The sequence below is a fragment of the Roseovarius sp. CH_XMU1461 genome (assembly GCF_037027165.1).
GTDB lineage: Bacteria > Pseudomonadota > Alphaproteobacteria > Rhodobacterales > Rhodobacteraceae > Roseovarius > Roseovarius nubinhibens.
Genome location: NZ_JAYMDV010000003.1, coordinates 637,906 through 659,385 on the forward strand (window position 1 = coordinate 637,906; position 21,480 = coordinate 659,385).

The 21,480-nt window shown below is 65.2% G+C and carries 22 protein-coding genes; 8 read left to right on the forward strand and 14 right to left on the reverse strand.

Annotated elements, in window-relative coordinates; all coding sequences use genetic code 11:
- Positions 1–13: 13 nt before the first annotated feature.
- The 8 genes from WA237_RS12210 to WA237_RS12245 form a co-directional block, all read right to left on the reverse strand.
- The gene (locus tag WA237_RS12210; protein WP_336097960.1) at positions 14–535 is read right to left on the reverse strand and encodes a hypothetical protein; all 522 of its coding nucleotides are present in this window, start codon (positions 533–535) and stop codon (positions 14–16) included.
- A gap of 59 nt (positions 536–594) precedes the next feature.
- Positions 595–1,464, reverse strand: coding sequence for a sulfotransferase domain-containing protein (locus WA237_RS12215; protein WP_336097961.1), 870 nt, complete (start codon positions 1,462–1,464; stop codon positions 595–597).
- Positions 1,464–2,297: a sulfotransferase domain-containing protein gene (locus WA237_RS12220; RefSeq protein WP_336097962.1), complete on the reverse strand. Its 834-nt coding sequence runs from the start codon at positions 2,295–2,297 to the stop codon at positions 1,464–1,466. Before WA237_RS12220 ends, WA237_RS12215 begins: the two co-directional genes overlap by 1 nt.
- Positions 2,298–2,386: 89 nt before the next feature.
- The gene (locus WA237_RS12225) at positions 2,387–3,526 is read right to left on the reverse strand and encodes a porin (protein ID WP_009813866.1); all 1,140 of its coding nucleotides are present in this window, start codon (positions 3,524–3,526) and stop codon (positions 2,387–2,389) included.
- Positions 3,527–3,823: 297 nt separating this feature from the next.
- Entirely contained in the window at positions 3,824–4,387 is a 564-nt protein-coding gene (locus tag WA237_RS12230) for a hypothetical protein (RefSeq protein ID WP_336097964.1), read from the reverse strand.
- Positions 4,384–5,523 carry an exo-alpha-sialidase gene (locus WA237_RS12235; protein ID WP_336097966.1) on the reverse strand — a complete coding sequence of 380 codons (1,140 nt, stop codon included), beginning with the start codon at positions 5,521–5,523 and terminating at the stop codon, positions 4,384–4,386. Before WA237_RS12235 ends, WA237_RS12230 begins: the two co-directional genes overlap by 4 nt.
- A complete protein-coding gene (locus tag WA237_RS12240) occupies positions 5,520–6,512 on the reverse strand; it encodes an NAD(P)H-quinone oxidoreductase (protein WP_336097968.1) in 993 nt (330 codons plus the stop codon). The genes WA237_RS12235 and WA237_RS12240 overlap by 4 nt, the downstream gene beginning before the upstream one ends.
- Positions 6,513–6,575: 63 nt before the next feature.
- Complete coding sequence (locus tag WA237_RS12245) at positions 6,576–7,442, reverse strand: COQ9 family protein (RefSeq protein ID WP_442970263.1); 867 nt, start codon at positions 7,440–7,442, stop codon at positions 6,576–6,578.
- A gap of 75 nt (positions 7,443–7,517) precedes the next feature.
- On the opposite strand from WA237_RS12245, the gene rpsU reads away from it, so the two are divergent.
- Both rpsU and WA237_RS12255 read left to right on the forward strand, forming a co-directional pair.
- Positions 7,518–7,724, forward strand: a complete 207-nt coding sequence (gene rpsU, locus WA237_RS12250) for a 30S ribosomal protein S21 (RefSeq protein WP_005614280.1) — start codon at positions 7,518–7,520, stop codon at positions 7,722–7,724.
- Between the two features lie 210 nt (positions 7,725–7,934).
- Positions 7,935–8,852, forward strand: a complete 918-nt coding sequence (locus WA237_RS12255; protein ID WP_336097969.1) for a DMT family transporter — start codon at positions 7,935–7,937, stop codon at positions 8,850–8,852.
- Positions 8,853–8,985: 133 nt separating this feature from the next.
- Here WA237_RS12255 and WA237_RS12260 read toward each other — a convergent pair whose 3' ends face one another.
- Complete coding sequence (locus tag WA237_RS12260) at positions 8,986–9,639, reverse strand: peroxiredoxin (protein WP_009813859.1); 654 nt, start codon at positions 9,637–9,639, stop codon at positions 8,986–8,988.
- A gap of 165 nt (positions 9,640–9,804) precedes the next feature.
- Between WA237_RS12260 and WA237_RS12265 the strand changes: the two genes are divergently transcribed.
- The 4 genes from WA237_RS12265 (at position 9,805) to WA237_RS12280 (ending at position 14,036) form a co-directional block, all read left to right on the forward strand.
- The gene (locus WA237_RS12265) at positions 9,805–11,247 is read left to right on the forward strand and encodes an aldehyde dehydrogenase family protein (protein ID WP_336097971.1); all 1,443 of its coding nucleotides are present in this window, start codon (positions 9,805–9,807) and stop codon (positions 11,245–11,247) included.
- Between the two features lie 6 nt (positions 11,248–11,253).
- A complete protein-coding gene (locus tag WA237_RS12270; protein WP_009813857.1) occupies positions 11,254–12,006 on the forward strand; it encodes a glycosyltransferase family 25 protein in 753 nt (250 codons plus the stop codon).
- Positions 11,999–12,874: an alpha-1,2-fucosyltransferase gene (locus WA237_RS12275; RefSeq protein WP_336097973.1), complete on the forward strand. Its 876-nt coding sequence runs from the start codon at positions 11,999–12,001 to the stop codon at positions 12,872–12,874. The genes WA237_RS12270 and WA237_RS12275 overlap by 8 nt, the downstream gene beginning before the upstream one ends.
- Positions 12,875–12,947: 73 nt before the next feature.
- Entirely contained in the window at positions 12,948–14,036 is a 1,089-nt protein-coding gene (locus WA237_RS12280; RefSeq protein WP_336098111.1) for a phosphotransferase, read from the forward strand.
- Here the strand turns inward: WA237_RS12280 and WA237_RS12285 are convergent.
- Positions 14,033–14,701, reverse strand: a complete 669-nt coding sequence (locus tag WA237_RS12285; RefSeq protein ID WP_336098113.1) for an RluA family pseudouridine synthase — start codon at positions 14,699–14,701, stop codon at positions 14,033–14,035. The two genes, WA237_RS12280 and WA237_RS12285, sit on opposite strands and share 4 nt — an antisense overlap.
- Positions 14,702–14,807: 106 nt before the next feature.
- Here WA237_RS12285 and WA237_RS12290 point away from each other — a divergent pair, with 106 nt between their 5' ends.
- Positions 14,808–15,161, forward strand: coding sequence for a zinc ribbon domain-containing protein YjdM (locus WA237_RS12290; protein WP_336097974.1), 354 nt, complete (start codon positions 14,808–14,810; stop codon positions 15,159–15,161).
- Between the two features lie 108 nt (positions 15,162–15,269).
- Here the strand turns inward: WA237_RS12290 and WA237_RS12295 are convergent, their stop codons facing one another.
- Complete coding sequence (locus tag WA237_RS12295) at positions 15,270–17,717, reverse strand: GcvT family protein (RefSeq protein WP_336097975.1); 2,448 nt, start codon at positions 17,715–17,717, stop codon at positions 15,270–15,272.
- 132 nt (positions 17,718–17,849) lie between these two features.
- On the reverse strand, positions 17,850–18,734 hold the full coding sequence (locus WA237_RS12300) for a DMT family transporter (RefSeq protein WP_336097976.1): 885 nt from the start codon (positions 18,732–18,734) through the stop codon (positions 17,850–17,852).
- Positions 18,735–18,949: 215 nt separating this feature from the next.
- Between WA237_RS12300 and WA237_RS12305 the strand changes: the two genes are divergently transcribed.
- The gene (locus WA237_RS12305; RefSeq protein WP_040618419.1) at positions 18,950–19,432 is read left to right on the forward strand and encodes a transglycosylase SLT domain-containing protein; all 483 of its coding nucleotides are present in this window, start codon (positions 18,950–18,952) and stop codon (positions 19,430–19,432) included.
- Positions 19,433–19,447: 15 nt separating this feature from the next.
- Here the strand turns inward: WA237_RS12305 and WA237_RS12310 are convergent, their stop codons facing one another.
- Together WA237_RS12310 and WA237_RS12315 are read right to left on the reverse strand one after the other, a co-directional pair.
- Positions 19,448–20,425, reverse strand: coding sequence for a GlxA family transcriptional regulator (locus WA237_RS12310; RefSeq protein ID WP_009813841.1), 978 nt, complete (start codon positions 20,423–20,425; stop codon positions 19,448–19,450).
- Entirely contained in the window at positions 20,418–21,317 is a 900-nt protein-coding gene (locus WA237_RS12315) for a homocysteine S-methyltransferase family protein (RefSeq protein ID WP_336097978.1), read from the reverse strand. The genes WA237_RS12310 and WA237_RS12315 overlap by 8 nt, the downstream gene beginning before the upstream one ends.
- Positions 21,318–21,480: the final 163 nt, after the last annotated feature.

A 21,480-nucleotide genomic window follows, 5' to 3' on the forward strand; every position in this document is an offset into this window, starting at 1 on the left:
CCCGCGCATCGGATCAATCCCAGGGTTTCGGGTCATCGGCATGGGCCGAGGGACCGCCGGGGCGGAAGACCACCTGGAAGATCCCCTGTTCGTCGATGTCCTGATAGATGACCTGGCGGGGCATGTGGACGCGCACCGGCTTGGCCGCGTCGGCCGCGCTCCAAGCCCGGTCGGTGATCACGCAATCGGCCTCGATCCCGCCATAAGAGGCGGCGGGCCGTGCCGGCACCTTGCGCAGGAAGAAGAGGCCCGAGACCACCGCCTCTTGGCCGAGCATCACCGCCGAGGGGCCGAGCACATTGCGGCTGCGGCCCTTGACCAGCGCCGAGACGGTATCGCTCTCGGACCAGACGCCGCAGATGCCGGTGCGACCGTTGATCTCGCGCACATCGACCGCGACGCTCACCGCGCCGGGGGCGGAAAACGTGCCGCCTGCCATCGCCGGGCTCTCGCCCAGCCGCATCGAGGCCACGGGCGTGCGCGCGGTGCAGGCGGTGAGCAGCGCCAGCGCGGCAAGCAATGCAAAGCGTGTCATGTGAGGCTCCGTTCTGTCTGGGCCGACTCAGGGTTTGGGTCGCCGAATTTGATCACGGCTCAATGGGCTTTGGCAAATGCCGCCGTCTCGTCGAGCAGTTCGGGATAGTATTTTTCCAGCGTCGGCAGGAATTCCTTGCGGATCCGCCCCACCTGCGCCGGCGTCAGATCCTCGCGCCAGACACCGGATGTGCCCTTGGCGAAAAAGCTCTGCATGCCTTCGGGGCGCTCGGTAAAGCCCTTTTCCTCTTCCTGCTTTTTCATCTTGGAAAATTCGGTCGACTTGATCGCATGGGCGAGCTTGGGCGCATCCACATCCTGACCGAGATAATGGCCGATCAGCGCGCGCATCTCGGGGCCGGGCTTGGCGAGCATATCCTCATAGCGGATCACCCGTTTCTTGAGCCCCGGCGCATTTGTCCAGCGGTCGATATGATCGTCCCAACGGCCCAGCAGGTCGATGATGCCCGTCGGCGTGCCCATGATCGTATCGGGATTGGCCATGCGGTCGATGGCGGTGTCGATGTCACAGCTCTGATGCCGGGCGAAAGACGGCGCAAGGTCGAACGGGTTGCGCAGGATATAGATGGCCCCGGCGGTCACTTCGGGCGGGATCACCGGCAGATCGAAGAGCTTGACCGGCTGGCAATGGGTTTTGACGAAATGAAAGTTCGGCTTGGCCCCGGCGATGAGGCGCAGCGCCTTGGTGCGGACCTGCATCCATTCCTGCAGCCCCTGCCCCCGGAACGGGCCGCCGTTTGCCGCGTCAAAGAAATCCTGCCGCACATCGGCGGTGGTAAATTCGCGCAAATTGTTGATATCCGGCGCTTTTCCCTTGGGCATGAAGTAATGCGCCAGAAGGCTCCGCATCCAGGTGTTGCCGGATTTCGGATAGGAAGACAGCCAGATGATGCGGCGCAGATTGGACATTACCAATACCCGTATTGCTTCATGGTTTTCTTATGGGCCCGGCGCATTTTGGTCACCAGTTCGGGCGCGAGCTCGCTCTGCCACTGGCCCTTTTCACCGCGGGCAAAGAATTTCTCGGCATGGGCCGGTTTCTCGACAAAGCCGCCGGTTTCCTCCTGTTTGGCCAGTTCCTTGAAGCTGGCAAACTTGATGGCGCGGGCAAGGCGTTCGGCCTCTACCGGGATGCCGATATGGTTGAGAACCTTGGTGAATTCCGCCTCCGGATCGTCGAGAATATCCTCGTAGCGCAGCACCAATGTGGGGAATTTTGGCTTGTCGGCCCAGCTTTGGACATGGCCCGACCAAGAGCCGAGGAATTGTGCCACACCTTTGTCATCCGGCGCGTTGGCATTATCGGATCGGCAAACATGTTCTACCGTTTCTTCATGCGACATTCCGTAATGTCTGGCGTAGGAAAGCACCATATCCAACGGGTGTCTTAGAATATAGACGGCACTCCGGGTCAGTTCCGTTGGGATCAAATCTCCACCAGGCATATTCACGACACAGTTGATATTGTGTGTTTTAACGAAGTTGATATCGGCATTGTTTGCGACGATGCCGCGGAGCACCTTTGGTCGCAGGAGCATGCTCAGCTGTAAATTCTGAGTATCCACTTCCTGCCCAGCCACCCGATTATATAGGGTCGCGATCGAGTCCCCCATACAGAAGCGATGCGCCTCATTGATGGACAGCGGTGTGTCGCGATTGGCCAGGTAATTCGCCAGAAAGATGCGCGTCCAGGTGTTGCCGGATTTCGGATAGGAGGCGAGCCAAACGATGCTTTTTTTCATGGGGATATCAACCGCTTGCTTGGGTATGGCGCAAAAAGAAACGAGGGGAGCTTTCGCCCCCCTCGCCTATTAGCAAATCGAACCAGAGATTAGAAGCTCAGGTTGATCGCGGTGCCGATAACGGTACCTTTGAGATCGGTGCCAGCGGTGCCTTTGTCGTCAGCTTCCGCGTAGATGGCATAGATGTCCCAGTCAACGCCCGGGCCCATGTCGCGGCTCGCGCCGATTTTATAGGCCGTGTACTCTTCGTCTGCTGCGCCGGTACCGGTCATGTCGAACTCACCTTGGAAGGTGAGGGCTTCGAAGGCCCATGCGCCGGGGGCGTCATAGGTACCACCGAAGCTCCAGCCGGACTGGTCGCCAGCCGCGCCCGAAGCCGCGTTGTCGTTCTCAGCATAGTGTGCGCCAACGGTGAAGTCACCGAAGCCCACTTGTGCGCCGATACCCCAAGTTTCGGGATCGTAGCCAGCAGGAGCAATTGCTTCAGCCGAACCGTAGCGAGCGGCCAGCGAGACGCTGGTCGTGCCGAAGGTCTGGCTGTAGTTCACGCCGATGTCGAAGATGTCTTCGAGCGTGGCCGAACCAACAACGCTGTTGTTGTGCGAACCGACAGCGTTGCCGCCGTTGTTGCGGGCATAGGAGATACCAACGGTCAGGCCGTTGAAATCGGGGGTGTAGTAGCTGATACGGTCAACGTCGTTGTTGCCGCCAACTTCGGTCCAAGCCGAGATACCAGCCTGACGGAAGTTCCAGGGCAGAACGTTCGACAGCGGAATGAAGGCCGAGATCGAGGGCGAGTTGATCGCCATCGAAGTCACGGAAGGCGCGCCAACCATGGACTTGTAACCAGCCGAGTTTTCCGAACCGATTTCGATGCGGCCCAGGGTGTCACCCGAGATGATCATGTAGGTTTCGTCGATGTAGCTGTTGGTACCGGAAGTACCTGCAGCGTTAACCGAGGTGCTTTGGTTTTCAGCTTCGAGCTGAACGTTGATACCAAAGGTCAGGCCGTTGTCGAGCGTCACCGAGGGGGTGAAGAAGATTTCGGAGTTGCTGTGGAAGCCAACGCCGTCATAGTCGATGCCAGCTGCGGCAGTACCGGAAACGTCAGCGAATGCGACGTGCTGGTTCATGTAACCGCCCCAGTCCAGGTTCCACTCTTGAGCGGATGCCGGAGCTGCGACGAGACCGAGTGCGATGGCACTGGTGCTAAGCAGATGCTTTTTCAAAGGGTGTCCCTCCTCATAATAGCAGGAATGTGTTCAAGTTCCACCGACTCTGGAAGGAACCGGCTTGGGGGATTGATTGCTTGATTTGCCCATTCAGGTCAACGAAGCCCCGCCCGTTTGATTGCCAATGCCCTGCGTTGTGACGTTTTGATCACAGACTATCCATCCGGGCACTGTTTTTGGCGGGTTTCCGCTAGAGATCGCCCGTGGCTTTCGCGCCGTGCGCCGCCGGATTAAGGCGAAAATAAGGCGCAATCGCTTGGGTTTGGGAATCGGCGGCGGCCGATTCCCCTTGCCTCACCAGAGCCGCGCAAGCAGCGTGAAAAGCGCCACCGGCACCAGCAGAACATGCAGCATATGATCGAACCAATTGCTACTTCCGGCGCGCAGAACCCACTGCGCCTGGGCGGCCACGGCGAGCAGCGCGAGGAACGGGTTGGCCATGGCCAGCGCATAGAGGCAGAGCCCCAGGACCATGAGGGCGACAGGCACCGGATGATAGCCGAGCCGATAGGGCTCGGCCCGCCACACCCCCATCGAGGCCGCCAGAAAGACCGGATAGAGCAGCACCAGCGCCCCCAGCTCCCAAGCCTGCCACTGGCCGAGCCAGGGCGCGAGATCGGGACAGACGGCCAGCGCCATATGCCGCAAGGCCAGAAGCGGCAGCACCACGCCGATGGGCTCGAGCACCGCCATCACGCCACCAATGGCGATATTGCGCCGCAGCCCGAGGGTCAGGCCAAACCCGAGGATCAGCCCCGCAATCGCCGCCTGATCCGGCCGCGCCACGAGGCCAAAGCCGCAAAACAGCACCCAGCCCGACAGCACGCCCATATAAAGAGTAGACAAACGATCTGTCATGGCGCGCCCTCTTTCTTGCCCGCCCCGGCCTCAATCCAGTCGCGGCCCATGACCTGCACGCAGATCCCCGCCTTGGTCCCGTGCGAATAGCAAAGCGCAATCTCGCCCTCGGCGAGCAGGCGCAGCATCGGATAGCGCAGCCCGCCGCCCTTGCCCTCAAACCGCCTGCATCTTTGCCAAGTTCTGCCCTCATCGGCGCTGATCGACAGGCAGAGATCGGCGGGCGCGTCGGGATCGTCATTGCCGGCCATCAGGATACGCCCATCGCCCAAGGCCAGCGCCGCCACCGGCGCGCTCGGGTTGGCGATCTCGGTGGTCTCGACCGTGCTCCAGCTCTGGCCGCCATCTTCGGTCTCGCAGCGCAGAAGGCAGCCGCGTTTCACATCAAAGTCGCGCAGAAAAGCCACGGCCCGCCGTCCGTCCAAGGGCACGATCATCGGCTGAATGGGGTTGAGCCCCGCGCCATCCATCCGCCGCGTGTCGGCCACCCGGCCATCTGGATGAAACCTGACCAAGAGCCCATGCATCTGGCCCATCTCGAAATACGCGGGCAGCGCGTGACTGCCATCGGCATAGGCCAACATCGGCGATTTCACCAGGGCCGAGCGGTTGAGCATCGGCGACAGGCTGAGCTTTTCCGCGCGGTGCGGCCCGCCCGGCCCCAGGATCACCCGCGCCACCGAGGCCGCCGCCCAGCCGCCCACCGACACCACCGTCGAAAAGACCGCACCGCGCCGCGCCTCGTCCTCGATCGTATTGCCAAGCGTCACGACAAGTTGCCGGGGCCGCATCGCCCGGCCCAGGGCCTGCCGCCCGACGCGCAGCTCTGCGGCGCTCGCCTGCCAGCCCTGCGGCCCCTTGGCAAAGCTCACCTCATAGATGTCCACATCGGCCTGCGCCTCGGCCGAGCCTTCGAACCAGAGCACCGAAAACCCGTCCGGGCGGCACAGGATCGACGGCGAATGCGCCTGCCCCAGATGGCTGTGATAGGTCAAAAGCGTTTCGCACTGGGCGGGCCCCGCCGGAACGGGCGGGGGCGGCGCAAAGACCCAGCCGAGCCGTGGCGCCCGGCGCAGCGCCAGCGCCGAGAGGCCAAGGCTGACGCCCGCCAGCCCCAGAATCGCTGCCGTGATCACGCCTCGGGCCCGACCTTGAGGACGATCTTGCCGATATGGTCGCCCGCCTCCATATGCGCATGCGCCTGCGACGCCTCCGCCAGCGGATAATCCGAATCCATCACCGGCGCGATCCGCCCCGCCGCCAAGAGCGGCCAGACCTCACGGCGCAGCGCCTCGGCGATCCGCGCCTTGGCGAGATCGCTCTGCGGACGCAGGGTGCTGCCCGTGATGGTCAGCCGCCGCATCATCACCTGGGCAAAGTTCAGCTCGACCTTCGGCCCCTTGAGAAAGGCGATCTGCACAAGCCGCCCCTCATCGGCGAGCGCGCGCACATTGCGCGGCAGGTAATCGCCGCCCACCATGTCGAGGATGAGGTTCGCCCCGCCCTCGGCGCGCAAGACCTCCGAGAAATCCTCGTCGCGGTAATTGATCACCCGGTCCGCACCGAGATCGCGGCAGGCGGCGCATTTCGCCTCTGATCCGGCGGTGGCAAAGACCCGCGCGCCAAAGGCCTTGGCGAGCTGAATGGCCGTGGTGCCGATCCCGGACGAGCCGCCATGAACCAAGAACCGCTCGCCCGCCTGCAGGCCGCCGCGCATGAAGACATTGGACCATACGGTAAAGAATGTTTCCGGCAGGCAGGCCGCCTCGCGAAGCCCCATGCCCTCGGGCACCGGCAGGCAATGGGCGGCAGGCGTCGTCACATATTCGGCATAGCCGCCGCCGGGCAGAAGCGCGCAGACTTGGTCGCCCAGCGCCCAGTCGCCAACCCCTTCGCCCAGCGCCACGATCTCGCCCGAAGCCTCGAGCCCCGGCAGGTCGCTGGCCGAGGGCGGCGGCGCATAGAGCCCCGCCCGCTGCAAGGCATCCGGCCGGTTGACCCCGGCCCAGGCGACGCGGATCACCACCTCGCCCGGCCCCGCCTCGGGCATCGGCCGCTGGGTGATCTGCAACACCTCCGGCCCGCCCGGCTGGGTGATCTCAACCGCTGTCATTGCCTTGTCCATCTGCGCTCTGCCTTCTGTCTTGTCCGTTGTTTCGCGGGGGTCGCGATGCGTCTCGCCCGCGGCCTAATGCCCTTTCCAGCGCCCCGGCATGCCGGTGCGTGGCGTGGTCTCGGGCGCGCGCACCCGGTCGAGCAGCTTGAGCGGCCCGGCCATCATCCCGGACAAGAGCGCATTGTCGCGCAGCCCCGCCTTGAGCTTTTCGAACCGCATCACATCCTCGATCCGCCGGTCGAGAAAGGCGCGCGTGTCGGCATGATCCGCACTGTGATCGCCGAGCCAATAGAGCAACGTGCTGCTATAGACCCCCGAGAGCGTCGCGCGTTTCGTGTACCAATTCACATCGCGCGAGCTGTCGCCGAGCGTGGTCCAGATGCGATCCGCCGTGCCCCAGATGAGCGCCGCGCCCTCGGCCGCGTGATGCGGCAACGCGAAAAGCGTCATCCCCCGGCGCACCAGTTCGGGATCGTCCACCGCCTCGAGCCGCGCCATCACCGCCGCCGCGATCCGGTCGCGAAACCGCATCTCGTCCAGATCCATCGCGTCGAGCGCCGCGACCATCGCCGCATCGCCCGCCTCATGATAGGCCACGGCCAGATCGATGGCACCGCGCGGACAGGCGGCACGGGCCAGCTCGGGCGCGATTTCCGCCTCCTGCACCGCCGCCGCAAAGGCCTCGGGGCCCCAGCCATCAAAGGCCACATGCGGCTTGATCGCCGCCAAAAGCCGTGATTTCACATCTTGCGCCATCGCATCCTCCAACGCGCCGACCCTAGCGTGCAGCCCGGCCCGAGAAAACCCGTATTCCCACCGCGCCTCGGCAGGCCTAAGCTCTGACAAAACCCGCAACCGACAGATCGGCAAACCTGTCTCTAAACTTGTCCGAAAGCCGCCACGTTCAACCTGTGCGCCCGCCGCCAACAGGCTGGACAAGAACGATTCGCCTTGTTATACGGCTGTTTCCTGCAATCTCTTGCAACTCAAACTTAGAAAGGTGGTGAAAACCACATGCAGGTTAGTGTTCGTGACAACAATGTCGATCAGGCGCTCCGTGCCCTGAAAAAGAAGCTGCAGCGCGAAGGTGTGTTTCGGGAAATGAAGCTCAAGCAACATTTCGAGAAACCCTCCGAGAAAAAAGCGCGCGAGAAAGCTGAAGCGATCCGCCGTGCCCGGAAACTGGCGCGTAAGAAAGCCCAGCGCGAAGGTCTTCTCTAAGACCGGCTTCGAACACGTTTTTCGAAGAAACGACCCCCGCGGCCCGGCCTCGGGGGTTTGTTTTTGCCCGCTCCCTTCCTGCGCCACCTGCCTCACGCTGACAGGTTTGGTCAGTTGCCCGGCCCCGCGGGCGCTGAGACGCGGGAAATCTCTGGGCAGGATCGCCGCCCCGGCCTAGTCTCGGCGCATATCCCTGTGCCGAGTGATCCCATGCCCCCTGCCGCCCCCCGCTCTCCTGCTGCCCCTGCTGACCGCATCGGCCTTGCCGTGGCGGTAATCCTCGGCACGGTTCTGGCGCTGTCGCTGGGCGATGCGCTGGTCAAGGCGCTGGCGGGCGGCTTTGCGCTGGGCCAGATTTTCCTTCTGCGTTCCCTGCTCGCCCTGCCGCTTCTGCTGTGGCTGATGCGGGCGCGCCGGGTGCCGCTCTGGCCTGTCGCCCTGGGCTGGGTGGCGCTGCGCTCTGCCCTCTTGGTGAGCATGTGGATCGCCTATTACCTGGCGCTGCCGCATCTCGATCTCTCGGTGGCGGCGGCGGCCTATTACACGTTGCCGCTCTTCATCACGCTGTTTTCCGGGCTGCTGCCCGGCGGCCGCGTCGCGCCGCTCGGCTGGTTTGCGGTCGCTCTGGGCTTTGCCGGGGTTCTCTTGATCCTGCGCCCCGGCCCCGAGGCGTTCAATCTCTGGGCGCTCGCGCCTCTCTGCGCCGCGATGCTCTATGCCGCGGCGATGCTGCTCACCCGCGCCCGCTGCCGGGCCGAGCCGCCCCTGACCCTCGCGCTCTGGCTCAACCTCGGCTTCATCCTCGCCGGCATCGCCATCAGCGCGGCCTCTCTGGCGCTGCCCGGCCAGGGCGGATTTCTCTTCGCCCCCTGGGCCGCGCTCGACAGCCCCGCCTGGGCCGCCCTCGCGCTCATGGCCGTGGCGCTGGTGATCGGCGGCGTCGGTGCCGCCTTTGCCTATCAAAACGCACCCCCCGCCCTCATCGGCGCCTTCGACTTCGCCTATGTGGGCTTCGCGCTGCTCTGGGGGCTCCTGCTCTTTGCCGAAGCCCCCGATGCCATCGCCCTGTCAGGCATCGCCCTCATCGTGCTGTCGGGACTGCTGTCCCTCCGCGCAGGTCGCCCGTAGATCTGACGCCATCCCCCACCACCCCCCTCTAAACCACCAGCGCCCCCGCAGAAATCTGCGAGGGCGCTTGCGTCTTATTCTCTGTCAGCACCGCCCCTCAGACGGCGCGGAGCGGAACATCTGGCCCTCAGGCTCAGCCCGGCATCTTGGTCTTGCGCAGATAGGGCAGCACGGCGTCGAACGCGCCGAACTTGGCCTTGGCATCCGCATCGCTGACCGACGGAGGGATGATCACATCTTCGCCCATGGTCCAGTCCGCCGGTGTCGCCACGCCCTTGCCCGTCGAGGTCTGGAGCGCGTCGAGCGCCCGCACGATCTCGCCAAAGTTGCGGCCCACGGTCATCGGATAGGTCATCATCAGCTTGACCTGCTTGTCCGGCCCGATGATGAAGACGCTGCGCACGGTGGCGCTGTCGGCGGGCGTGCGGCCATCGGGCAGATAGGCCTCGGCGGGCAGCATGTCGAAGGCTTTCGACACTTCGAGCCCGTCATCGGCGATGATCGGGAACCCGGCCGCCGCGCCAGAGACTTTCTCGATATCGCCCTTCCATTTCTTGTGATCCTCAACGCCATCGACGCTCACGCCGATGACCTTGGTGCCGCGCTTCTCCCACTCATCCGCGAGTCGGGCGACCGCGCCGAACTCGGTGGTGCAGACCGGGGTAAAATCCTTGGGGTGCGAAAACAGGATGGCCCAGCTGTCGCCGACCCAATCATGCAGGTCAAAGCTGCCCTGGTCGGTGGTGACGTTCAGGTTGGGAATTTCATCGTTGATGCGAAGTGCCATGAATACTCTCCTTCGTTTGAAGATCGTGCAAGCCTTACGCCTCTAGATAGGTGAGGGCCACCCCGTTTGCACCCCCCAAGGGCGCTTGCAGCCCCGCGCCAGCGGTGACAAGGTGACGCGAATCCAGCGGGCCGGGCCCGCGTCTGACAGATGAGGAGCGAAGGCATGATCGAGAAGAAAGAATTCTATATCAACGGGGCCTGGACGGCACCGGCAGCAGCCCGCGATCATGAGGTGATCAACCCCTCCAACGAAGAGCCCTGCGCGGTGATCTCGCTCGGCGACCAGGCCGACACCGACGCCGCCGTCGCGGCGGCCAAACGCGCCTTTCCGGCCTGGGCCAGCACCCCGGTCGAAGACCGCATCGCCAAGGTCGAGAAACTGCGCGACATCTACAAGCGGCGCGGCGAGGAAATGGCCCAGGCGATCAGCCTCGAGATGGGCGCCCCCATCGACATGGCCAGCACCCAGCAGGTCGGCGCCGGCAGCTGGCACATGGATGCGCTGATCAAGGCGGGCCGCGAGTTTCACTGGGTCGCGCCACTCGGCGATCACGCCCCCAACGACCGTATCGTGCATGAACCGATCGGCGTCGCGGCGATGATCACGCCCTGGAACTGGCCGATGAACCAGATCTCGCTCAAGGTCGCCGCCGGTCTCATCGCGGGCTGCACCATGGTGCTCAAACCCTCCGAGGAATCGCCGCTCTCGGCCATGCTCTTTGCCGAAATGGTGGATGAGGCGGGCATTCCCGCCGGTGTCTTCAACCTCGTCAACGGCGATGGCGCGGGCGTCGGCAGCCAGCTCACCGCCCATCCGGATGTGGATATGGTGAGCTTCACCGGCTCGTCGCGCGCCGGCAAGCTGATCTCGAAATCCGCCGCCGACACGCTCAAACGCGTGAGCCTCGAGCTCGGCGGCAAGGGCGCCAACCTGATCTTTGCCGATGCCGATGACAAGGCCGTCAAACGCGGCGTGCTGCATTGCATGAACAACACCGGCCAATCCTGCAACGCGCCGACCCGGATGATGGTCGAACGTTCGATCTATGATCAGGCCGTCGAGACCGCCGCCGAGGTGGCCCAATCGGTCACCGTGGCCGCCGCCGATCAATCCGGCAACCATATGGGCCCGGTGGTCAACAAGACCCAGTTCGACAAGATCCAGGACCTGATCCAGACCGGCATCGACGAAGGCGCGCGGCTCGTGGCGGGTGGCACAGGCCGTCCCGAAGGCCTCAACCGTGGCTTCTTCATCAAGCCCACGGTCTTTGCCGATGTGACCCCGGACATGACCATCGCGCGCGAGGAAATCTTTGGCCCGGTGCTGTCGATCATGGCGTTCGACAATGAGGAACAGGCGCTCGAGATGGCCAATGACACGGTCTATGGCCTGACCAACTACGTCCAGACGCAAGATCCCGCGCGGCTCAAACGGGCGGCGCTGGCGCTGCGCTCGGGCATGGTCGAGATGAACGGCAAGGGCCGTGGTCTCGGCTCGCCCTTCGGCGGCATGAAACAGTCGGGCAACGGGCGCGAAGGCGGCAAATGGGGGCTCGAGGATTTCCTCGAGGTCAAGGCGGTTTCGGGCTGGCCCGACGAGGCCTGATCCCCCGTGACCGGCCACGCCTTCATCCTGCATCTCACCCGCGCCTCGGCGCGGCGTGAGAACGCCCACCGCCTCCGCGACAGCTGCGGCCTGCCGGCCGAGATCTGGCCGGCGGTGGATGGGGCCGCGATGGATGACCGAGAATTGAGGGCCCGCGTCGACGCGGGCCTTTTCGCCCCGCGCTACCCGTTCCCGCTGCGCATGGGCGAGATCGGCTGCTTTCTGTCGCACCGGCAGATCTGGGCCGAGATCCTGCGCCGCGATCTCGATCACGCGCTGATCCTCGAGGATGACGCCGGGCTCGACCCCGAACACTTCGCCCAGGCCCTGACGCTTGGCCGCGATCACCTCGACCGCTTTGGCTATATCCAGTTTCAGACCCGCCCGGCCCGGGGCCCGGCCCGGCTCATCGCGACGCAGGGCGCGTGCCAGCTTCTGCTGCCGCAAATGGCCGGCCTGCGCACCACGGCCCAGCTCGTCACCCGCGCCAGCGCCGAACAGCTGCTCGCCGCCTCCGACCGCTTTGACCGCCCTGTCGATACCTTTGTCCAGAGCCATTGGCAGACCGGGCTGCGCCCGGCGATGATCCTGCCTTCGGGCATTTCCGAGATCGCCGATCAGCTCGAAGGCTCGACCATCCAGAGCGCCCGCAAACCCGTCCTTGAAAAGCTGCGCCGCGAATGGCTTCGCGGGCGCTACCGCCGCGCCGTGCGCCACGCCTCGGCCAGCTCTGCCGCCCCGGATGCTTCACATGACTGACACACCGCCCCCCTCGCAGGTGATCACCTCCCGGCTCTTCGGCGGCGCGGGCAATCAGCTCTTTCAATATGCCGCAGGCCGGGCGCTCGCCGACCGGCTCGGCTGCGAACTGATGATCGACGCGCGCTATGTGGCCGGAAGCCGCGACCGGGGCGATTGTTTCACCCATTTCGCCAAGGCCCGGCTGCGCCGCGACGTGGCCCTGCCGCCGGCGAAATCCGACGGGCCCCTGCGCTATGCGCTCTGGCGCAAATTTGGCCGCAGCCCGCGCTTTCACCGCGAACGCGGGCTCGGGGTCGACCCGGAATTTTTCGACCTGCCGCGCGGCACCTATCTGCATGGCTATTGGCAATCCGAACAGTATTTCGGCCCCGACACCGACGCCCTGCGCCGTGATCTGACGCTGACGACGCCGCTCGACGCGCCCAATGCCGCCATGGCGGCGCAGATCGACGCCGCCCCCTGCCCGGTCTCCTTCCATGTCCGGCGCGGCGATTATATCGCGGCGGGCGCCTATGCCGCCTGCACCCCCGACTATTACCGCGCCGCCGCCGATCACCTCGCCACCACGCTCGGCAAGCCGCTCACCTGTTTCATCTTTTCCAATGATCCGGCCTGGGCGCGCGACAATCTCGATCTCGGTCAGGATCAGGTCATCGTCGATCTCAATGACGAGGCCACCGGCCATTTCGACATGGCGCTGATGGCGCGCTGCGCCCATCACGTCATCGCCAATTCGACCTTCTCCTGGTGGGGGGCCTGGCTCAACCCCGACCCCGACAAACAGGTGGTCGCGCCGCGCAACTGGTTCGCCACGCAGGCGCTGCACAATCCTGACCTGATCCCCGGACAGTGGCACAGGCTCTGAGCCCCCGGCCTCTTTCTGGGTTCAAATACCCAAATCCCCCCGAGGCCCCAAGCGATGCCGCCCGCCACGGCACATCTTCCCCAGCCCCCGCTTTGCGGCTAAGAGACGGGCCATGACCCGGATCACCCCCGACATGGCGCAGGCACCCTTCCTGCCCGACACCGTGCACAAGCGCGACATCTTTTCCGAAACCATCTCGGGAGAGCTCGAGGGCGTGCCCGATTTCCCGGTGGTGCTGCGCAAGCTCGACGGGGTGCCGGCCTATGCCCGCCCCATCGCCTGGGCGCTCGCCCGCAAGGAAATCCGCGCCCTCAAGGCGGTGCAGGGGATCGAAGGCTGCCCGGTGCTGGTGCGCGCCGATCGCACCGGGCTCTTGCGCAGCTGGACACGCGGCACGCCGCTGCAACTGGCCAAGCCCGCCGATGCCGCCTGGTATCGCGACGCCAAGCGCCTCCTGCGCGAAATGCGCCGCGCCGGTGTCACTCATAATGACATCGCCAAGCCGCAGAACTGGCTGCGCACCCCCGAGGGCCGCGCCGCCGTCATCGATTTTCAGCTCGCCTCGGTGCATCGCCGCCGCGGCCAGCTCTTCCGCGTCATGGCCCGCGAGGACCTGCGCCACCTGTTGAAACAAAAACGCGCCTATGCGCCCGATCTGCTGACCCCTTCGGAACACCGGATGCTGGCGCAAAAGGCGCTGCCCGCGCGGATCTGGATGGCCACCGGCAAGCGGGCCTATAATTTCATCACGCGGCGGCTGATGAATTGGTCCGATGGCGAAGGCACCGAAGACCGGATCGAGCGCGACGGCCCCACCCTGCGCCGCGCCCTTCTCGCCCATGACCAGATCCGCGATCTGGCGCTCGCCACCTATGCGCTGCCGGCCCATGGGGTCGGGCTCTATGCGTTCGTGGAAACCGATCTCGATGCCACAGCCCTCGCCGCGCTGACGCCCGAGCCGCGCCCCGAGCTGATCCAGCCCGTCGCCGCCCTGCCCCGCCACGGCGATGGCAGCCCGCGGATGGATGCGCTGTCGCTGATCGCCGCCAACCGGCTCGATGAGCTGGCCGAGCTGACCGCCGCCGATCCCGCCCTGGCCGAGACCATCGCGCCCATCGTCGCCCAGCGGCTCAACCTCACCGACCGGGTGCTGCGCCGCTAGAACGGCGCCTTGACGCGGAACTGCATGCCCTGCCCGCCATCGGGATGCCGGATGCGCAACTCCTCCGAATGCAGCATGAGCCGCGGATGCTCTGCCGCCGCCCCCGTGGCATAGAGAGGATCGCCAAGGATCACATGCCCCAGCGCCAGCATATGCACCCGTAGCTGATGCGACCGCCCGGTCTTGGGCGACAGCCGCACCCGGCTCTCGCCATCGCGCGCCTTGAGCACCCGGTATTCGGTCAGCGCCGCCCGCCCCGTTTCGTGACAGACCTTCTGCAGCGGCCGGTTCGGCCAATCCACGACAAGCGGCAGATCGACCACCCCGGTCTTGGGCTCGAGATGGCCCTCGACCCGCGCCACATAGGTCTTTTTCGGGATGCGTTTCTCGAACTGTTTCGACATATGCCGCTGGGCATGGGGCGTCAGCGCAAAGACCATGACCCCGGACGTATCCCGGTCGAGCCGATGCACCAGGAGCGCGGTAGGATAGGCCGCCTCGATCCGCGCCAAGAGACAATCGGCCAGATGCTCGCCCTTGCCCGGCACCGACAAGAGGCCAGAGGGCTTGTTCACCACCAGCATCTCGTGATCCTCATGGATCACCTCAAGCGGGTCTTGCGGGGGATCATATGCATCGAAAGTCTGGACCATGGCCCGCGCCATACAGGATTGCCCGCCGCGATGCCAGATGGATGGGACCGCCCCACCGCTCACCTGCCGCTCCCCCGCCCCTAGCCAGCCGCTACCGCGCCCGCTATAGGCTTGGGGCATGAGCGACACCTTGCCCCCCTGCCCCGAATGCGCCTCGGCCTATAGCTATCAGATGGATGCGCTGCTGATCTGTCCCGAATGCGGCCATGAATGGCCCGCCGAGACCCCCGGCACTGCCCCTGAGGACGTGGGCGACATCATCCGCGACAGCGTCGGCAATGCGCTCGCCGATGGCGACACGGTCACCGTGATCAAGGATCTCAAGCTCAAGGGAAGCTCCTCGGTGATCAAGGTCGGCACCAAGGTGCGCGGCATCCGGCTTGTCCCCGGCGATCATGACATCGACTGCAAGATCCCCGGCGTCGGCCAGATCGGGCTCAAGTCGCAATTCGTCAAGAAAACCGCCGACTGACGCACGGCCCGACCCGCGCCAAGTTGATCCAACGCCACAAGTTGCTCCAACACCAAAGGCCGCCCCGATCCGGGACGGCCTCCGCACACGTTCCAACCTGTCAGAGCCTCACGCCTTGGCGCGTTCGCCTTTTGGGTCATACATCGGCTTGAGCGAGGCTTCGGCGCGCACCCGCGTCCCTGCCACGTCGATCTCGTATGTCGAGGCGAGCACATCCGCCGCGCTCTCGCCCTTGCAGGGCACATAGCCCAGGCCCATCGCGCCGCCCAGCGCATGGCCATAGCTGCCCGAGCTGAGATAGCCCACGATCTCGCCATCGCGGATCACCGGCTCGTTGTGATAGAGCAGCGGCTCGGGATCGGTGAGCTTGAACTGCACCATCCGCGCGGCGAGCCCCTCGTCCTTCTTGCGCAGCACCGCGTCACGGCCGATGAACTCGGGCTTGGCGGTCTTCACCGCAAAGCCAAGCCCCGCCTCGAGCACATGATCCTCGGCCGTGATGTCATGGCCAAAGTGGCGGAAACCCTTCTCGATGCGGCAGCTGTCCATCATATGCATCCCGCAGAGCTTGAGCCCATGCGCCTGCCCCGCCTCATAGAGCGTTTCAAAGGCATGGCCCGCCATATCGGCGCTGACATAGATTTCCCAGCCAAGCTCGCCGACATAGGTCACCCGATGCACCCGGGCGAGACCCATGCCAAGCTCGATCTCCTGTGCCGTGCCGAACGGGTTCACCTCGTTGGAGAAATCATTCGGGCTCACCGCCTGCAGCACGTCGCGCGCCTTGGGGCCCATCACGGCCAGCACGCCTTCGCCCGGCGTCACATCGGTGATCACCACGTTGAAATTGCCCTTGTGGCGTTCCATCCAAGTCTGATCCGCCAGACGGGTCGCCGCCGGGGTCACCACGAGATACGCGGTCTCGCTCATCCGGGTCACGGTGACATCGGCCTCGATGCCGCCGCGCGAGTTGAGGAATTGGGTATAGACGATCTTGCCCACCGGCACCGAATAATCGCCGCCGCCGACATAGTTGAGGAAGGCTTCGGCATCCGGCCCCTCGACGCGGATCTTGCCAAAGCTCGACATGTCATACATGCCGACGCCCTCGCGGATCGCCATATGCTCGGCGCGGGCATTCTCGAACCAGTTCTGGCGCTTCCAGCTGTACTGGTATTCGCGCTCCTGGCCCTCATTGGCGAACCAGTTGGCCCGTTCCCAACCGGCAATCTCGCCCATCACCGCGCCCTTTTCGAGAAGGTGGTGATGGAAGGGCGTGCGGCGAATGCCTCGCGCCGTGCGCTTTTGCAGATAGGGGAAGTGATCGGCATAGAGCAGGCCGAGCGTTTCCTTGGACCGCTCAAAGAGGTAATGCTTGTTGCCCTGGAAGGGCTGCATCCGGCTGATGTCCACATCGCCGAGGTCAAAGGGCTTTTCGCCGCTGTCCATCCATTGCGACAGCGCATGACCCGCACCGCCCGCCGACTGGATCCCGATCGAGTTGAACCCGGCCGCGACCCAGACGTTGTCCATCTCGGGCGCGAGGCCGAGATGATAGGCGTCATCGGGGGTAAAGCTCTCGGGCCCGTTAAAGAAGGTGTGAATCCCCGCCTCGGCCAGAAGCGGCATCCGGTTGCAGGCGGCCTCAAGGATCGGCTCGAAATGGTCGAAATCCTCGGGCAGCTGGTCGAACTCGAAATTCTCGGGGATGCCGTTCATGCCCCAGGGCTTCGAATGCGGTTCGAACGCGCCGAGCAGGATCTTGCCCGCGTCTTCCTTGTAATAGGCGCATTCATCCGGCACCCGCAGCACCGGCATCTGGCTCAGCCCGCTGATGCCTTCGGTGACGATGTAGAAATGCTCGCAAGCATGCAGCGGCACGTTGACGCCCGCCATCCGGCCCACCTCATGCCCCCACATCCCGGCACAATTGACGATCATGTCACAGGCGATATGGCCCTGCTCGCTGCCATCATCGGCGGCCCAGTCCACACCGGTGACGCGGCGGTCCTTGCGCTTGATCCCGGTGACCTTGACCCGCTCCTTGACCAGCGCACCGTTCTGCCGCGCGCCCTTGGCCAGTGCCAGCGCGATATTGGCCGGATCGGCCTGCCCGTCGGTCGGCAGCCAGACGCCGCCGGTGACGCCATCGAGGTTGATATGCTCGTATTTCTCTTTGACTTCCTTGGGGCTTAGCTCTTCGACCGGCACGCCAAAGGCCCGCGCCATCGCCGCCTGACGATAGAGCTCTTCGAGACGCTCATCGGTCAGCGCCGCCGACACCGACCCGCCCTGACGCAGCCCGGTGGCCACGCCGGTTTCGGCCTCGAGCCCCTTGTAGAGCTCGGCGGAATAGCGGGCGAGCTTGGTCATGTTCTGGCTGGCGCGCAGCTGGCCGATCAGGCCCGCGGCATGCCATGTGGTGCCCGAGGTGAGCTGCTTGCGCTCCAAGAGCACCACATCTTTCCAGCCGAGCTTGGCCAGGTGATAGGCCACGGAACAGCCGACGACACCGCCGCCAATGATGACAACTCGCGCTTGGGTCGGAAGGGACATTTGCATCTCCTGCAACAGAAATCCGGGGGGCGGGCCTGACGCCCGTTCCCGATCACTCTGCCACGGTTCTCGCCCCGCAATCCGCATGCAATCGACAGCTAGGCCGCGAAAATCAGCAGCCCGCCCCGGCGCTCAGCCCCGTTTGCCGCTGCGCGACAGGATGAAAAGCCCCGATCCGACGATCACCGCACAGCCCAAGATCATCGCCCCGTCGAGCTGTTCACCAAAGACCAGCACCCCCAGCGCCACGCCAAAGAGAAGCCGCGTATAGCGAAAGGGCGTCACCGCCGACACATCTCCCGTCCGCATGGCCCGCATCAAGGCGCCATAGGCGAAAACCCCGACCCCCACCGCCGCCGCCATCGCCGCCAGCGCACCGGGGGCCCAGGCAAACGCCCGCCCCTCCCAGAGGCCAAACACCGCCCCCGCCAGCGCCACGATGGCAAAGCCGTAAACCCCGAGCACCGGCGTCGAGAGCGACAGGGGCGCCACCCGGCTCGCCAGATCGCGCCCGGCAAAGCCCAGCATGCCCGCCACCGCCAACAGCGACAAGAGGCTGAAACTCCCCGGCAAGGGCCGCAGCACGATGAGCACCCCCACCATGCCGATCCCGATGGCGAGCCAGCGCCGCCAGCCGACCTTCTCGCCCAGAAAAAGCGCCGCCGCCCCGACCACCACGATGGGCGTCGCCTGCAAGATCGCGGTGGTGGCCGACAGCGTGGTGAGCGCCAGCGCCAACGTATAGAACAGCCGCCCGGCGAACTCGAACACCGCCCGCAACCGCATCACCGGCCCCAGTGCCTCGCGCGTCAACACAAGCGCCCCGGTGAGCCGCGCCCAGAGCGCAAAGACCACGACACCGCCGAGGCCAAAGAGGATCATCACCTGCCCCACCGGCATGCTCTGCGCCGCCGCCTTGAGAAAGGTATCCTCGACGGCAAACCCGGCCATCGCCGTGACCATCCACGCCGCCCCGACCCGATTGTCGCGCGGCCCGTCCCGCTCTGCTGCTGCCATGCTCCCGGCCCCCCTCACGCGTGGCGACCTTGACGGGTTCCCGCGGCAAAAGGCAAGCCGCGGATTGTGCCCCACACAAATCCCGACCCGGTGCCCGCGACAGAGACCATCGGCAATTCCCCGCCCCTTGGACCGCCCACGCGCGCAACCCCCTTGCCAAGACGCCGCGCCCCGGCATCTTTGGCGCCAGTTGTCCCGGCCGCGAAGGAGACCCGATGCGCCGCCTTGCCCTGCTTGCCTGCCTTGCCCTCGGGGCCTGTGCCTCGGCTTCTGAGACCCCGCCCAGCCGGGCCGCCACGCCGGAACTCTTCCCGGGCGAAACCCCGGAAATCCGCCAGTTGGTGAACAAATACGCCGATCACTACGAGGTGCCCCGCCCGCTCGTCCATCGCGTCATCCAGCGCGAGAGCGATTACCGCCCCAAGGCGCGCAACGGGCCATACTATGGCATGATGCAGATCCTGCCCGCCACCGCCGGTCAGATGGGGTTTCAGGGCCAGCCCTCGGATCTTCTCGATGCGGAAACCAATCTCAAATACGCGGTCAAATACCTGCGCGGCGCCTGGATGGTGTCGGATGGCAGCATGGATCGCGCGGTGATGTGGTATGCGCGCGGCTATTACTATGAGGCGCGCGACCGCTGTCTGCTGGTGGAAACCGGGCTGCTCAATCGCGAAATCGCCCGCCACTGCCGCTGAGCTACCCCTGCTGAGCTACCCCTGCTGACGCCGCCGCCGCGCCGCCTGCGGGGTGACGCCGAAATGCGCCCGGTAATGCGGGGTAAAGCCGCTCGGAAAGCCACAGGCGAGGGCGATCTCGTTGATCGGCATCGAGGTGTTGAGCAACAGGTTGTTGGCCCGGTTGAGCCGCAGCGCCCGGTAATATTCCGCCGGCCGCGCATTGAGCGCCCGGCGAAACCGCCGCTCGAGCGACCGCGACGACACGCCCACCAGCCGCACGATATCGGCAATCGGCAGCGGCTCTTCGATATTGGCCTGCATGAGCTCGATCGACAGGTCGAGCTCGCGGTCGCCGGTGAGCGCGATGGTCTTGCCGCCAAAGGGCTGTAACGTGCCGAGATCGCGAATGCGGTCATGCAGCAGAATATCCGCCACGGTCGACACGGTCGCCGTCGGGATATGCCGCGCCATAAGGGTGAGCACCACATCGACGGTGCTGCCCATCCCGGCGCTGGTGGTGATCTGGCCGCGTTCTGTCGCCAACGCCTGACTGCCATCGCCAAGGCCGATCTGTTCTTGCAACAGGGCGCGGTTCTCCCAATGGGTCGTCATCCCGGTGTCGCCACGCTCTTCGATATAGCGGGCGGCGGCCTCGGCCAGCAGGATCACCTTGGTCTGCCGCGCCACATAGGCGTCGATCACCCGCCCCATCGACAGATCGGGATGCGCCGGGTTGGAATTGCCCAGAACAAAGACGTAATCCGCCTCGGGCCGCATATCAAAGGGCTCGGTCGCCACCGTGGCATCCGACAGGCAGGACACCGGCCCGCCCGATTTCGACAAGAGCCGCCAGGCAAAGGCCGGGCGCAACAGCACCCGATTGGCCAGCCGCAGCTGATCCACCACCCCGGCATATTCCGTCAGAACGAACCCCTCGGTGAGCAGCACGTCAAACCGGATGAGCGGCGCGGCGGCCTCGGCGGCCTCGGTCGGATCGGCAGGCTTAGACAATCTCATGCCCCTCCGCGCGAAGCCGTTTCGCCAGATGGGCGATATGTTCCGGCCCCACTTCGCAACAGCCGCCAAGGATCGTCGCGCCTTGGCCGACCCAACCCATGGCAAAGCCCGCATAGGCCGCCGGATCGAGATCGCGCCGCGCGGTGAGCACATCCACCGTCGGTTTGGCCTTGAGGAAATCCTCGCTGATCCGGGTGAACCCGTTGGCATAGGCCCCGAACGGCCTGCCAAACTCGCGGATCACCCGAAGCCCATCGGCCACCGCCTCGGGGCGCGAACAGTTGATCAAGATGGCCTCGGGCGCAAATCTCTCGATGAGCGGCGCGAGATCGGCCACCGCCTCGCCCGAGCCCAGCCGCGTGCCGTCCTCATCATCCACCGTGACCGCCAGCCACACCGGCTTGCCCGCGCTCGCCACCCCGCGCAGCGCGCCCTCGGCATGTTCGAGCGACGCCACCGTTTCAATGAGAAAGAGATCGACGCGATCCCGCATCAGCGCCACCAGCTCGGCGAATTTGCGGGCGGCGGTCTCGGGTGCGATGCGAATATCGGGGCGATAGCTCGCCTCGAGCGGGCCGAGCGACCCGGCAATGCGCCCGCCGCCATGGGCCGCGCGCGCCTCTTCCGCCTCGGCAAGCGCCGATTTGACCAGATCGGGCATCAGCTCGGGGTCGAGATCGACCTTCTCGAGCCGGTCACGATGGACGCAATAGGTGTTGGTGCTGGCAATGGTGGCCCCGGCGCGGAAATAGGCCTCATGCACCTCGCGCACCATGCCGGGATGATCCCGCATCACCTGGATCGACCAGATGGTCGTCGGCGCATCGCCCGAGCGTTTCATCAATTCCTGCCCGATCGAGCCGTCCAAAAGGGTGATCTCGGCCATCTGCGCCACTCCTCACGCTACCATCCTGAAGAGCTAGCATTTTCACTCCGGCCACGCCATCGCGTTTCACCGCCCGCGCCGGGCCTCTGTGGGCTGCTCTGACCCGGAAACTCCGCACTGTCGCTTTGCCGTCGTAATACCGACGTGTTACCGACGTCGCGTT